Annotated in this window: 13 protein-coding genes; 7 read left to right on the forward strand and 6 right to left on the reverse strand. The window is 46.1% G+C overall.

Annotated features, from left to right (window positions below):
• Nucleotides 1-2: 2 nt before the first annotated feature.
• The 4 genes from nqrM (at nucleotide 3) to dinB (ending at nucleotide 2,710) form a co-directional block, all read left to right on the forward strand.
• Nucleotides 3-227 (forward strand): (Na+)-NQR maturation NqrM, encoded by a 225-nt coding sequence (gene nqrM, locus AAA952_RS11750; RefSeq protein WP_105250019.1) that lies wholly within the window; start codon nucleotides 3-5, stop codon nucleotides 225-227.
• Nucleotides 228-480: 253 nt separating this feature from the next.
• The gene (bfr, locus tag AAA952_RS11755; RefSeq protein ID WP_338257212.1) at nucleotides 481-954 is read left to right on the forward strand and encodes a bacterioferritin; all 474 of its coding nucleotides are present in this window, start codon (nucleotides 481-483) and stop codon (nucleotides 952-954) included.
• 9 nt (nucleotides 955-963) lie between these two features.
• Nucleotides 964-1,431 carry a bacterioferritin gene (gene bfr / locus AAA952_RS11760; protein WP_011918791.1) on the forward strand — a complete coding sequence of 156 codons (468 nt, stop codon included), beginning with the start codon at nucleotides 964-966 and terminating at the stop codon, nucleotides 1,429-1,431.
• 202 nt (nucleotides 1,432-1,633) lie between these two features.
• Nucleotides 1,634-2,710: a DNA polymerase IV gene (gene dinB, locus AAA952_RS11765; RefSeq protein WP_219255278.1), complete on the forward strand. Its 1,077-nt coding sequence runs from the start codon at nucleotides 1,634-1,636 to the stop codon at nucleotides 2,708-2,710.
• 44 nt (nucleotides 2,711-2,754) lie between these two features.
• Here the strand turns inward: dinB and AAA952_RS11770 are convergent, their stop codons facing one another.
• Nucleotides 2,755-3,654, reverse strand: a complete 900-nt coding sequence (locus tag AAA952_RS11770) for a LysR family transcriptional regulator (protein WP_263168079.1) — start codon at nucleotides 3,652-3,654, stop codon at nucleotides 2,755-2,757.
• Between the two features lie 92 nt (nucleotides 3,655-3,746).
• Here AAA952_RS11770 and AAA952_RS11775 point away from each other — a divergent pair, with 92 nt between their 5' ends.
• On the forward strand, nucleotides 3,747-4,679 hold the full coding sequence (locus AAA952_RS11775) for a DMT family transporter (protein ID WP_263200422.1): 933 nt from the start codon (nucleotides 3,747-3,749) through the stop codon (nucleotides 4,677-4,679).
• A gap of 153 nt (nucleotides 4,680-4,832) precedes the next feature.
• Here the strand turns inward: AAA952_RS11775 and AAA952_RS11780 are convergent, their stop codons facing one another.
• From AAA952_RS11780 to AAA952_RS11790, 3 genes are all read right to left on the reverse strand, one after another.
• Nucleotides 4,833-6,479, reverse strand: a complete 1,647-nt coding sequence (locus AAA952_RS11780) for a methyl-accepting chemotaxis protein (protein WP_198572971.1) — start codon at nucleotides 6,477-6,479, stop codon at nucleotides 4,833-4,835.
• 95 nt (nucleotides 6,480-6,574) lie between these two features.
• Nucleotides 6,575-7,129 (reverse strand): cache domain-containing protein, encoded by a 555-nt coding sequence (locus AAA952_RS11785; RefSeq protein WP_028761558.1) that lies wholly within the window; start codon nucleotides 7,127-7,129, stop codon nucleotides 6,575-6,577.
• A 244-nt stretch (nucleotides 7,130-7,373) separates the two neighbouring features.
• A complete protein-coding gene (locus AAA952_RS11790; RefSeq protein ID WP_338257225.1) occupies nucleotides 7,374-8,834 on the reverse strand; it encodes an aminoacyl-histidine dipeptidase in 1,461 nt (486 codons plus the stop codon).
• 219 nt (nucleotides 8,835-9,053) lie between these two features.
• Here AAA952_RS11790 and AAA952_RS11795 point away from each other — a divergent pair, with 219 nt between their 5' ends.
• Nucleotides 9,054-10,592, forward strand: a complete 1,539-nt coding sequence (locus tag AAA952_RS11795) for a leucyl aminopeptidase family protein (RefSeq protein WP_338257227.1) — start codon at nucleotides 9,054-9,056, stop codon at nucleotides 10,590-10,592.
• An 812-nt stretch (nucleotides 10,593-11,404) separates the two neighbouring features.
• Complete coding sequence (locus AAA952_RS11800) at nucleotides 11,405-11,725, forward strand: hypothetical protein (protein WP_105252983.1); 321 nt, start codon at nucleotides 11,405-11,407, stop codon at nucleotides 11,723-11,725.
• Between the two features lie 46 nt (nucleotides 11,726-11,771).
• Here AAA952_RS11800 and AAA952_RS11805 read toward each other — a convergent pair whose 3' ends face one another.
• Nucleotides 11,772-12,116: a DUF2956 domain-containing protein gene (locus AAA952_RS11805; RefSeq protein ID WP_338257230.1), complete on the reverse strand. Its 345-nt coding sequence runs from the start codon at nucleotides 12,114-12,116 to the stop codon at nucleotides 11,772-11,774.
• A 114-nt stretch (nucleotides 12,117-12,230) separates the two neighbouring features.
• Nucleotides 12,231-13,070 carry a heme ABC transporter ATP-binding protein gene (locus AAA952_RS11810; protein WP_286994846.1) on the reverse strand — a complete coding sequence of 280 codons (840 nt, stop codon included), beginning with the start codon at nucleotides 13,068-13,070 and terminating at the stop codon, nucleotides 12,231-12,233.
• Nucleotides 13,071-13,075 lie beyond the last annotated feature (5 nt).

Below are 13,075 nucleotides of genomic sequence, written 5' to 3' on the forward strand. Positions count from 1 at the left end.
CCATGACCTCTTTTATCGCGGCATTTGTGATCTTGTTAGTCTTCTTTTTGCTCATGTCGATTGGTTATCTCATCAAGCGCAAAGCCGTTGAAGGAAGTTGTGGCGGTTTAGGTGTTCTAGGGATTGAAAAAGCGTGTGATTGTGATGACCCTTGTGACAAACGTAAACGTCGTATGGCCGCTGAAGAAGCGCGTCGTGAGAAGTTAACGAAAGACCGCATTATCTAAATAGTCTTGATTCGATCATAGCCTCCGATTTAGGGGGCTATTTTTTTGCCTTGTATTTTCTTACACGGGTTAATCATTTGAGATTTATCCTTGGGATTAGAGTGGGATAGCAAGTTAATCTAAGCAGGAATGAGAATGCTTTTCATCATTAAGTAGGTGAAATATAAAGATAATTTGAGTTGGTCGATAAATTGTACTAGGCTAGAAGCTTGATTTAGATCAATCTTTTCACGCTTACCAAGGATAGTAACTTATGAAAGGTCATCCTAAAGTGGTTGGGCAACTGAATCGGGTGCTTACCTGTGAGTTGACCGCCATCAATCAATATTTCCTCCATGCCCGCATGTTTAAACATTGGGGCTTAGAGAAGTTAAACCACGTCGAATACAAAAAATCCATCCAAGATATGAAGCACGCTGATAAGCTCATCGAGCGAGTGCTGTTTTTGGAAGGTCTGCCTAATCTGCAACAACTCGAAAAACTTCGCATTGGTGAACATAGCCAAGAGATGCTCGACTGCGATCTGGCCATGGTGCAAGAGCAGCTTATATTGCTGCGTGATGCGATCAGCTTGTGTGAAGCCGAACAGGACTATGTGAGCCGCGATCTGCTGGAAGATATTCTCGAAGACGAAGAAGAGCACTTAGATTGGCTCGAGTCGCAGCAAGAGCTCATTACGCTAACCGGTATTCAAAATTATCTACAATCGCAAATTAGCGACCAATAGGAGCAAGATATGAAAGGCGATAAAGACGTCATCGATGCGTTAAATCGACTCCTAACGGGAGAACTCTCGGCAATGGATCAGTATTTTGTCCATGCCCATATGTACGAAGATTGGGGCCTGAATGAACTCTATGAGCGTATCGCCCATGAGTCAGATGATGAGAAAGCCCATGCAGCCAAATTAGTGCAGCGCATTTTATTCCTCGAAGGTACACCCAATGTTGCCGCCCGTGAGGCATTGAACATAGGTAAAGATGTAGAAGAGATGCTACGTAATGATCTTGCCTATGAATACAAGGTCGCGGACGATTTGCGCAAAGTGATTGCACTGTGTGAGCAGAAGCAAGATTACCAGACCCGCGAAATCCTCGAAGTATTACTCGACGATACAGAGTCTGACCATATGTATTGGCTCGAAAAACAACTTGGGCTTATTGACCGTGTTGGATTGCAAAACTACCTGCAAACTAAGATGTGAGCCTTAGATTGTTAGGTTGAGTAAATACCTAGGCCACTGAGTGTAATGGCCTAGGAAACTCAGTTATTAAGCATGTCTGTTGTTCCTCACACTTGTCTTGTTCTCTTTTCCAGCGCTAGGCCACATCTTATTGGCCCAAATCTATTAGGAATACTTGATTACTGTTTTTATATACAGTATTTTGGCGTTGGAGGAATTCAACGTGCGAAAAATTATTCATATCGATATGGACTGCTATTTTGCTGCAGTGGAAATGCGCGACTTTCCTGAGTACCGTGGCAAGCCTTTAGCCGTGGGGGGCAGTAGCGACCGTCGCGGTGTTATCAGTACTTGCAGTTACGAGGCACGTAAATTCGGTGTACGTTCAGCAATGGCGACGGCTTATGCCTTTAAGTTGTGCCCTGAGCTGATTTTAGTACCAGGCCGGATGCAGGTTTACAAAGAAGTGTCGCTACAAATTCGTGAAATATTTTCCCGCTATACCCAATTAATTGAGCCGCTTTCCTTAGATGAAGCTTATTTGGATGTGAGTGAGTGCCAACAATATAAGGGCTCTGCGACCTTGATTGCTCAAGCGATTCGTCGCGATATCTTAGCCGAAACGGGTTTAACCGCATCGGCTGGTATCGCGCCAGTAAAATTTTTAGCTAAGGTCGCCTCGGATCTGAACAAGCCAAACGGCCAATATGTCATTACACCAGAGACGCTTTCTGAGTTTGTTAAGACCTTATCGCTGCGTAAAATTCCCGGTGTTGGCAAAGTCACCGCCGAAAAGCTCTCTTCGCTCGGGCTCAATACCTGTGGCGATGTGCAAGCTTATTCTAAACCTGAGCTCTTAGCGCGATTCGGTAAGTTTGGTGGTGTGTTGATTGAGCGTTCCCAAGGCATAGATGAACGGGGTATTTCTGCCGACAGAGAGCGCAAATCAGTGGGTGTTGAAACCACATTAGCGAAGGATATTTATAGTTTAGAGCAGTGCCAGCAGGTGATGCCGAGTTTGATCCAAGAACTGTCCTTGCGTTTAAGTCGCAGTGCTAAGGAACGCAAAATACATAAACAGGTGGTCAAACTTAAGTTTAACGATTTCAAGCAGACTACAATTGAGCACCGCAGCGATGAAGTCTCGATTGTAATGTTCTATGAGCTACTCGCACAGGCTATGGAAAGGCAAGAAGGCCGCGGCATTCGTCTATTGGGTATTTCAGTTGGCCTTACTGATTCTACTCTTGTCGTCGCCACAAGCTTAAACGGCCAGACTCAGCTGGATTTAGCACTCTAGCCGTTTATTGAGTCGATAAGCCGCAGACTCATGCCTGCATTGGCTCAATAAGCCTCGGGTGGATTCGCCAACATAAAATCAATTAACAGTCTGACCCGTAAGGGCAGGTTGTCTCGATCGCGATACATTAAGTAGGCGGTGCGCGGAATACCTTGCCACTCGGGCAGTATTTGAATGAGTTTGCCACTTCGTATCTGTTCACTCGCCATGCTGATGGGTATGAGTCCAATCCCAAGCCCCGCCACCACGGCCTGACAGGCAATCGCCATATCATCGACGGCTAATTTGATATTCCCCCTTGGTTCAAACTCGACATTTTGCCCTGTGCGATTGTGCTGTAAACGCCACGTTTTTGTGGGCTTGGCGATGATAACCGGATGCTGTTCCAGCTCTTCAATGGATTGCAGCGCATGCCACTGGGTTGCCGATGTGCTGGTGCAAAGTACAAAGCTAATCGTGGTAAGTGGCCTTGCAATCCAATCGGGATCTTTAGGTTCGCCCACTCGAAAGGCGATATCGATGGCGTTTTCACTGACATCGATATTCATGTTCGACAGACTTAAATCGATATCAATATTGGGATAATGCCGTTGGAAGGCGTTGAGTGATTCACCCAGCCAGCGATAGGTTGTATTGATGGGCGCCGAGATCCGCAATTTGCCAACCGCTTGATGTTTATCCGCATGCAACTCACCAGATACCTGGTTTAACTCGATAAATAGCGGGCCGCAGCGTTCGAGATACCGCTGACCTGTGGCGGTAAGGTTGACTCTATGGGCGTCTCTGTGCAGTAAACGCAGACCTAAGGATTGTTCTAACAGATTGATTCGACGGCTTAAGGTTGAAGGTGGAATGCCTAAGTGCTGCGCCGCGAGCTTAAAACTCCCTTGCTGTGCCACTACCCAAAATAAGCGCATATCGTCTAAGGAATAATTAAGTTTCATATTTGGAATTTAAGCTCTCAATTTTGTGCGTTTTAATAATATATGAAACTTATAAACTAAGCCCAATCCCAATTACCTCCCTAGAGGCCGATATGAAATCCCATACACCTTACATGACATTCGTTTGTCTACTGATTTGCGTTTTTAGCTGGGGCAGTGTGTTTCCGATTGCTAAGCGAGTGCTGGAGGAGATGTCAGGGGAATCCCTCGTATTCTGGCGTTTTACCATTGCGGCTGTGACTCTAGCGTTATATATCGTTTTTACTCGTCAGGTTTGGCCCAAATTGAGTTTGACGCAATATATTGCCATAGCGTTAGTGGGTGTGATTGGTGTGGGCGGCTTAAATCTGGCGTTATTTAATGGCCTGCAGCACACCTCTGCCGCCAATGGCGCCTTGATTATGGCGCTCAGCCCGTTGGTGACTTCAATCGTCAATGGGCTATTACAGCGTGAATGGCTCAGTAGACAACAAGTGTTTAGCTTAGTGGGCGGATTGGCGGGCGTACTGCTAGTGATCACTAACGGTAGTGTGCAGCAGTTGCTCAACTTTAGTTTTAACCAAGGTGATGTGATGATTGCCGCCGGCATGTTGGCGTGGAGTGGTTATACCATTTGTTCGCAACGGGTCGGCCATTGGTTGCCTGTATTGCCATTTACCTTGCTGAGTATGATAGCTGCCAGTGTGTCTATATCCGTGGTTGGGCTTGGCCGAGGTGAGTTTCACCCTTGGCTGGAGTTGATGGAACTGTCGGCAACGGCTTTTTCTAGCGTGCTCTACATAGGTTTGTTCGCCACTGTGCTCGGTTATCTGTTTTGGATTAACGGTGTTAAGGCGCTTGGCCCCGCTAAGGCATCGATTTTTTTTAATCTCGTGCCCGTTTTTGCAGCATTAACGGCGTTAGCCATGGGGCAGGCTGTGACGGAAATTCAATTGGTAGGGATGCTGATAGTGATCCTTGCGTTGATGTTACCTATGTTAGTCAACTTACGCGCGGCAAGAGGCTTAGTGGTTAAGCGCTGCTAATCTGTGCTAGCTTTGCTGTTTAAATATAAGGGAGCACCTGAATTCAGATAATCACTGCGACAGGTTTATGCTCCCTTATTCGTTTGAGGGGACCTTTCAAACATCACTGATTTACAAAAGGTAACTTATATAAAAGCTTTCACTCTCAACAAATTACAGTTTAAAGCGGCTGACCAGCGCAGTGAGATTACTCGCCATTGACGAGAGTTGTACGCTTGCTGCGTAGATTTCATCAGTGGTTCGTAGACTCTCCTCCGACTGTTCGGCAATGTGTTGAATATTTTGATGGCTCTCATTGGCCATAGTGGTTTGCGCTTTGGCTGCGAGGGCGATTTGATTATTCATTTCGCTTATCTGACTCACCATTTCTGCAATATGCGCTAAGGCTTCACCGGCATTACTGGCGGCTTCTACGCTTGAGATAGCCTTTTCATTACCGATATTAATCGCCGCCACAGCACTTTGAGTGCCATTTTGCACATTGGCGATCATTAATTTAATTTCTTCGGTGGATTGGTGAGTCTTAGAGGCAAGGGAGCGCACTTCATCGGCAACCACTGCAAAGCCTCGTCCTTGTTCGCCCGCCCGCGCCGCTTCAATCGCGGCGTTAAGGGCTAATAGATTGGTTTGTTCGGCAATGGCTTGGATCACCTCAAGTACACGGCCGATATGTTGACCTTCTTGCTCGAGTTTATTGATTTGCATTTCTGCCGTGCCCACATCTCCTGCGAGTTCTCGAATTACATTGATGGTTTTTTTCACCCTTGCCTGACCGTCGGCGGTAAATACGTCGGCTTGTTTAGCGGCATCGGCGGCATGACTGGCACTGACTGATACTTCTTGTACTGAGGCGGCAATATGATCGCTGGCATCGGCGATTCTGTGGGTGGCAGCTTGTTGATCCATCAAGGTATGTTTTGCTGATGCGCTGGTTTTGGCTAGACCTTCGGCAGCGGTGTTGAGCTCTGATGTAGACTGTTTAAATTGCGAGATAATACCGTGTAAGTTATCGAGAAAATGATTGAATGCCTTGGCGAGATCACCAAGCTCGTCTTTAGAGGTTAAGTGGACTCGTTCGGTCAAATCGCCATCACCATCGGTAATGTCGTGGATTTTTGCGAGTAAAACCGCCAGCGGTTTGCTGATGAGTTTAGGCAGTGCAACGATAAAGAGTATACAGATCAAGAGACTGATGGCTAAGGCAATTAACTGCATCTGTTGTCCATGATTGGCATCATCATCTACTTGGGCTATCGCTGCGGTAGTATTACTATTTAAATCATTGATTAAATGATTAATGTTCTGGTGTAGTTGCTCGAATTGCGTTGCTGCTTGACCGAAACTAAGATCAATCGCCGTCGTTCTACCGTTACGGCCATTTTGGGTGCGTTGATTACTGATTTCTGTGGTTGTCGCTCGCCAAGTATCGAAACTGTGATTTAATTCATTGAGCTTATCTTTAGCGATGGGACTTGTGGTCACATCGGCAAATTTATCAATATGTTCTTTAACCAGAGAGATACTATTAGTGTGCTGCTTTAAAAGGTCGTTGTAAGAGTCTGTGCCCACGTTAACAAACATCAGGCTGCGCTCGGCCACTTGAGCTTGATAAAGCTCTTTATCGGCCTGTAGTAGCTCAGATTGGCTAGGTAAGTATTCAAGCGCGAGTGTATTCGCGCTGTGATTTAAGGCTTTGAGTCCTAAAATGCCAGTTGAAGAGGCGAAGATGACTACGCCAGCGAGTAGCAGACTCGGATAAGTCAGTTTCTGATTAACGGATAGATCTTTATACCATTCCATAGTCACGCCCTCCTTGATTGATGCACTGAAAAGGTGAGAGCCGCAATAAACTCTGTGGTAAGAGGATGCAGCCCATCACTGGCGTTCTCTGGTAATTAGAGTCCAAATTGATCTAGGTTGATCCCAATCGTGATAGCACCAATTGCAGCATCACCATCCATCACTGGAATAGAAATTTGTACTAGATAGGCTTGGGAGCTCTCGTCAAATTTGACCGGACCTATGTGTTTATCGCCTTTGCCATTGGCGAAGGATTTTTGCCATTTATCCTCATCACCCTGCCAATAATCTGAAGTTTTACTGATCATGGCGACGTTCGCGCCTTGATTGTCCATGAGGAAAATTTCTTGGTAGTAAGGTTTGCTGGCTTCGAAGGTCGTGAGAAACTTGGCCGCTTCGTTGTTCATCAGGGATGACATAAAGTCATCAATACCTGCGGTGGCAATCCATTTTTCATCTAATGTTTTGATTGAATCTAAGCTTTTGCCTTGGGCGTTTTGCGCTTTAACGGCATTCACCAGTACCACCTCTCTGCCTAATGGCATCAGTGAATCGGCTAGGTCGATAACGGCTTTGGGGACTTCTTCGGCGAAACTGAGGTTACTGCTGAGCAGTAGTGCGGCGGCTGACAAGATTTTACCAAATTTCATGATCTCTATTCCTTAAGGTCACAGTATTGAAGGGGAAAGCGGTTATCTCTAAAAGCGCGATAAGCAAAAATACGTTAGGGTCAGACAGAACAACTATAGTAGAAAATTCAAGTTATTCAGTTCTTTCATAAAAATTTTATCGATGGCATTTCTACACAAATAGAATCCGCGGTAAAAAATAAGGCCACATCTGACTTGAGCAGATATGGCCTTGAATTGAGTGAGCTAGGGTAAGGTTAGAACATTAAGCCTTGACTGGAATGCGCTCGAGTACGGCTAATAATAATGTCCAATATTGGCCGACTGTGGTGATGTTTACCATTTCGTCTGGACCGTGTGGATAGCGAATGGTGGGGCCAATCGAGACCATGTCCATGTCTGGATAGGGTTTCTTGAATAGGCCGCACTCGAGACCCGCATGGATCACCATGATCACTGGCTCTTTGTGGTAAATGTCTTGATAGGTTTCGCGCACTATTGCCATCACAGGTGAGCTGTTATCTGGCTTCCAGCCTGGGTAAGCACCGCTTAAATCGATATCGGCTCCGGCTAAGTTGGTCAGCGCAGTTAACATGCCTTCGACTTGAGTACGGCCAGAATCGATCAGCGAGCGGATAAGGCACAGGATAGTGACTTCTTCATCGTTAGTGTTGATAACGCCAACGTTGAGTGAGGTTTCAGTCACACCTTCGACTTCATCACTCATGCGGATCACGCCGTTCGGGCACACATGCAGCAAATCGATCAGGGTATTTTGGCTGTTTTCGCTCATCACACGTTTTGGCGTTGGGATAGTGTTTAACACTAAACGCATATCGGGATCGGCAATGGCTAATTCGGTGCGGATAAGCGCTTCAAACTCAGCGACTTTTTCGTTTAAGGCGCTGACGTTTTCTTCTGGCAACATAAAGCTGATGTTGGCTTCCCGTGGAATCGCATTACGTAGTGAACCGCCGCTAAATTGGGTCAACTCCAACGCTAAATCATCTGCGTTTTCAAAGAGGAAACGCGCCAATAGCTTGTTGGCATTGCCACGACCTAAGTGAATGTTCACCCCAGAGTGACCCCCTTTTAAGCCAGATAAGTGCAGGCTAAAGGCTGAGTAACTTTGCTCAGAGGCTTGCCACACCATAGGCAGGGTGATTTGAGCATCGACACCGCCGGCGCAGCCCATGTAGATTTCACCTTCTTGCTCTGAGTCGGTATTGATCAGAATATCAGCGTCTAACATGCCCGCCTGTAAACCAAAAGCACCTGTCATGCCCGCTTCTTCATCTATCGTCAGCAGCACTTCTAATGGGCCGTGCTTGATATCATCAGAGCCTAAAATGGCTAAAGCCGATGCCATGCCAATACCGTTATCTGAACCTAAGGTTGTGCCCTTGGCTTTAACCCAATCGCCATCGACATAAGCTTCGATAGGATCTTTAGTAAAATCATGCACTTTATCGGCATTTTTTTGTGGCACCATATCGATATGGGCTTGAATAACCACGATTTTACGATCTTCCATACCCGGCGTCGCAGGTTTACGGATGATCAAGTTGCCAACGGCATCCTCAACGACGGCAAGTTGTTTGCTTTTAGCCCACGCTTGAATGTGCTGGCTTAAGGCTTGCTCATGCTTAGATGGATGGGGAATCGCACAAATTTGTTCGAACCATTGCCATAATGGCTGCGGGTATAACTGACTTAAGGCTGTCACTTGAGTGTCCCTCATAAGGTCTTGTGGGTATAGGGCAAATTTGCGGCCATTCTAGCACATTCTGTGCAGCCAAATAATCTCAGTGTCACAGGCTTTTGGTGAGCTGGCAGCCAAAGTTTCCAATTCGATTTTTTCTGGAAGTGTCGGTAGCACTTTTAGATTGGTAATTAAGTGATAGAGCGGGAATAATGCAGGCACAATAATGAAAAAGGATGGGTCATGTTTCAAGTTAACTTCGTTGATGTAAAAGCAGAAAATGCCATTTTTGATGGTGAAGGCTGGGATGCGGTTGTGGTGGTGACGCCCGATCTGGATTCTATCGGTTTTGATGAGATAGGTTTATTGGCTCAGCACGGTGCCCACGTGGATAAGCGCGTGGGTAAGAGCCCAACATTACTGTTTGCCCCAGGGCTTGCGGGAGGGCGTTTGATCATTGCGCCTGTCACCCAAGTGAACGACGAGTATGTGGACGTGCGAGTCTATGCCAATGCAGCAAGGGCGGCGATTGCCATTGCAAAAGACGCAGGCGCAAAACGTCCGTTGTTATATGTAGTGCCATCGAAGGACTCACGTTTTAGTTTTGCCTCTGAAGTCGCAGCATTAGCCTGCGGTCAAGAACTGTGGCAAACCTTAGAGCTGCGTGAAGCGACTGGTTTAACGCCTGCATTTGAGTCTATAGGGTTATTATCTTCATCAACCCATAACAGCAATTTGCTCAATGCCTTAGAAGCGGGCCGCCTATTAGCGCGGGATTTGTGTGGTACTGAACCTGAGCGCATGTCGGCTAAAGCCTTTGCGGACTATTGTTTGCAATCCTTTGCGGGCAGCGTGATCAAAACCGCCGTGGTGGAAGACAGAGATATTTTAGAGCGTGATTATCCGCTGCTCAGTGCTGTGGCGCGTTCTTCTTTTGCCGTCGGTCGTCATCAGCCTCGCGTGGTGAAACTAGAGTATCTGCCAGAGGGTCAAGTGACTCGCACTTTCCTGTTTGCGGGTAAGGGCGTGATTTACGATACCGGCGGCGCCGATCTGAAAGTCGGCGGCGCTATGGCGGGTATGAGTCGTGATAAAGGTGGCGCTTCTGCCGTGGCGGGTTTATTTAAAACTCTGTCAATGCTCAAGCCTAAAGGTATTCGAGTGATTGCCGAGTTAGGTTTAGTGCGTAACAGCATAGGCAGCGAAGCCTTCGTGACCGATGAAATTATTACGAGCCATGCGGGTGTGCGGGTACGAATTGGTAATACGGATGCCGAAGGGCGCTTAGTGCTGGCGGATTTACTGAGCCATTTACGCATCAAAGCCGTGTCGGCGGTGAAGCCTGAGATGTTTTCGGTAGCAACACTCACAGGTCATGTCGTGCGTTGTTATGGCAGCTATCCCGCGGCGGTGGAAAACTCTGTGGCGAGTTCACAGCAATGCGCTGTCACTTTACAGCAGCAGGCGACTCAATGGGGTGAGCCCTTTGAAGTGTCTACATTACGCACTGAAGACTTCGCTAAGATCCGCGATGTGTCAGGCGCTGCTGAAATATTATCTTCCAATAATGCGCCATCATCGATTACCGCCCGTGGACATCAATATCCCGCGGCGTTTTTACTGAAAGCCTCTGGACTATTTGATCATGGGGTTAATGCCCCTATTCCCTTGGCTTACACACACTTAGATATTGCAGGTAGTGCAACAGAAGGTGATCCGCTCTACGGCAAACCTACAGCGAGTCCGCTGGTGGGCTTGTATCAATATCTGATCAATCGCTAACGATTTGTGGTAACAAATAGAAATAATTCTGTAATATCTTATTTATTAGATATTTACAGGGTTATTTCTGTTTTTCTGTGAAGCAGGTCGCCATTAACCTCACTATAATTGTGTAATTTAATTACATTAAAAAGCCTTAATCAAAAAAAATACAAATAAAGGTTGTAATAAAACTACAAATCCATATAATTGCTTTCGTGGATTAGGCACTACGCCTTTCCTCTCTAGTCTATCCAGGATGGATATTTTTCTCCAAGGACTTGAGTGACAAGTCGTCTCAACGGATATGAGAATCTCTAGTTCCAAGGAACCGAGCCAAGCTTCACTAGAGTACTTAATCACAACTAATTTAGGAGTATTGACTATGTCTTATACAGGCAACAACCATATTTATTGGCAAAACACTTGGTTTAACACTGATGTTTTGCGTGGCGGTTTATTCGCCATGAGCTTTAAGGCCTAACCCTCCTTAAAGTTTGAGTTTCCATCATCCATCAACCTTTGTATCGCCTTTTTTGGCGTGTTTAGACTCAAGTAGCATATTGATGTTTTTGCATGAATATGCCAGGTTTTTCCCGCTAGCGCGGTAATCTACTTCCCCGAAAGGGACGCTTGAAATATGTCTTTGCCTGCTCATTGAGCAGGCTTTTTTTTGTCTTTTTTTCGCTTAAGCATTTAACGGTTTTGCCTGATGGCAATGAGCGTAAACGGTTCGTTTTAGAAGTGATGCGGTATGGACAACAAATGGATAAGGGGTTCAATATACAAGCTATCGGCCTATCGCTTGTGCACTTGTTACTCAGGGACTGTTTATGGACACTAAGCTGTTTTTTCAAAATGGTAAGTTAACACTGGATATCAACCCCAGTGAGATGCGAATGTCGCATTGGGTTTATGCGCCAGTGTTAATCAATACTGAAACGGCGGAAGTGCTTTTTGATTTATCAGGGAAGGGCTGGGATTTTCGGTCTGCAGAAGAAAATGGTGATGACATCATTTTAAAACTTGCCCGTTATCCTGATGCGAACAACGTATTCAGGCTCGTTCTGAATATATCAAAAGACCGAGCAAGCCTTAACGGTAATATTTTTTCAATTAATGATGTGTGTAAGGTATTAGAGGATATTGCCTAACAAGTGATATATGGATGTCTTAATTTTTATATATAAATCATAGCTTTTAATCTGCAAAGATATATGTGGCAAACCCTACCCAACTTAATAGTAAAAGCGTTATGGCAATCCAAGTCGCGGTGGTGAACTGACGTTGAGATTCGAATAATTCGTCTGAATCCTCTAGTTCATCAGTGTCATTAACTGTGCGAGATTTTGCTCTCAATTGTTGTTTACGTGCTTTATCCCGTTCGCGAGCTTTGGCTTTTTGCTGCTTTTTATATTCAGCTATGCCTTTTTCTATCCCTTGGGCAATGAGTTTAGTTTGCTCTTTGGTTTGGCCCGGCTTTTGGGTGGCTTTGGCTGCGACCAGTGCTTCTTGTTGAGTTTCTGTCGAGATAGTGGGTTTCATCTTGGCTCTGCCTAAATTAATGCGGCTGTGGCTAAAAGGTGATAGCTAAAGTGTAAACGCAGCGATTATACCCACATTAGACCTCAAAAACGTAAAATGAATATCTTCTTTCCATTAAAAAATCAGTGGATGTCCACCCTGTGGGGCGGGGATATATACAGGCTCGTAGTCCCATACTTCCCTAATGGTATCAACCGACAGAGCATCGGATGGCGTGCCTTCACTGACGATTCGCCCTTGTTTTAACACAATTAATTGATCGCTATAGCGCGCGGCTTGGTTTAAGTCATGCAGTACCACTATTACAGTGTAGCCTTGTTGGTGAGCTAAGTTTTGGGCTAATTCAAGTACTCTGTGCTGCTGGGCAAGATCCAACGCCGATGTTGGTTCATCCAGTAATAGTACGGGCGGAAACGGCGATTGCCTGAGTTGAGTTAAGACTCTGGCGAGTTGGACTCGCTGTTTCTCGCCGCCAGAGAGGGTTGGATAGCTGCGCTTAGCCAGATGGGTTAAGCCCACTTGCGCCAGTTGCTCGGCAACTAACGCATCACCTTCTATCTTACTGATGGTTAAGGGATATAAACCCATTGCTACGACTTCTGACACAGTGAAGGGAAAGGTGAGGCTGGCGTGTTGCGGCAGTACGGCTAAGGATTTTGCCAGCTCGCTCCTAGGCCAATCCGCCAGTTGGCTATGGCCTAGTCGTATACTTTGCCTTGGTGTGCTGATTTCTTGGCAAAGGGCTTTAAGCAGGGTGGATTTACCTGCACCATTTGGGCCGAGTAGGGCGGTTACTGCACCCGATTGAAACTGTACATTAATATCACTGAGCACGGTTTTTGGGCCGATGCTGACATCGAGCTGACAAATACTGAGCTCGGTGCGATCAAATTGCGCCTTAGCTGAATAAGTTGTCGATTGTGATGGTTGATTTGCAAAGGATGTTGCAGCCATAAAAA

Origin of the sequence: Shewanella sp. M-Br (genome assembly GCF_036245925.1) — a bacterium.
Taxonomy (GTDB): domain Bacteria; phylum Pseudomonadota; class Gammaproteobacteria; order Enterobacterales; family Shewanellaceae; genus Shewanella; species Shewanella oncorhynchi.

What these genes read in the sequence shown, in the direction of transcription:
- nqrM (WP_105250019.1), top strand. Translation starts at nt 3, where the DNA reads ATGACCTCTTTTATCGCGGCATTTGTGATCTTGTTAGTCTTCTTTTTG.
- bfr (WP_338257212.1), top strand. Translation starts at nt 481, where the DNA reads ATGAAAGGTCATCCTAAAGTGGTTGGGCAACTGAATCGGGTGCTTACC.
- bfr (WP_011918791.1), top strand. Translation starts at nt 964, where the DNA reads ATGAAAGGCGATAAAGACGTCATCGATGCGTTAAATCGACTCCTAACG.
- AAA952_RS11770 (WP_263168079.1), bottom strand. Translation starts at nt 3,654, where the DNA reads ATGAAACTTAATTATTCCTTAGACGATATGCGCTTATTTTGGGTAGTG.
- AAA952_RS11775 (WP_263200422.1), top strand. Translation starts at nt 3,747, where the DNA reads ATGAAATCCCATACACCTTACATGACATTCGTTTGTCTACTGATTTGC.
- AAA952_RS11780 (WP_198572971.1), bottom strand. Translation starts at nt 6,479, where the DNA reads ATGGAATGGTATAAAGATCTATCCGTTAATCAGAAACTGACTTATCCG.
- AAA952_RS11785 (WP_028761558.1), bottom strand. Translation starts at nt 7,129, where the DNA reads ATGAAATTTGGTAAAATCTTGTCAGCCGCCGCACTACTGCTCAGCAGT.
- AAA952_RS11795 (WP_338257227.1), top strand. Translation starts at nt 9,054, where the DNA reads ATGTTTCAAGTTAACTTCGTTGATGTAAAAGCAGAAAATGCCATTTTT.
- AAA952_RS11800 (WP_105252983.1), top strand. Translation starts at nt 11,405, where the DNA reads ATGGACACTAAGCTGTTTTTTCAAAATGGTAAGTTAACACTGGATATC.
- AAA952_RS11805 (WP_338257230.1), bottom strand. Translation starts at nt 12,116, where the DNA reads ATGAAACCCACTATCTCGACAGAAACTCAACAAGAAGCACTGGTCGCA.
- AAA952_RS11810 (WP_286994846.1), bottom strand. Translation starts at nt 13,070, where the DNA reads ATGGCTGCAACATCCTTTGCAAATCAACCATCACAATCGACAACTTAT.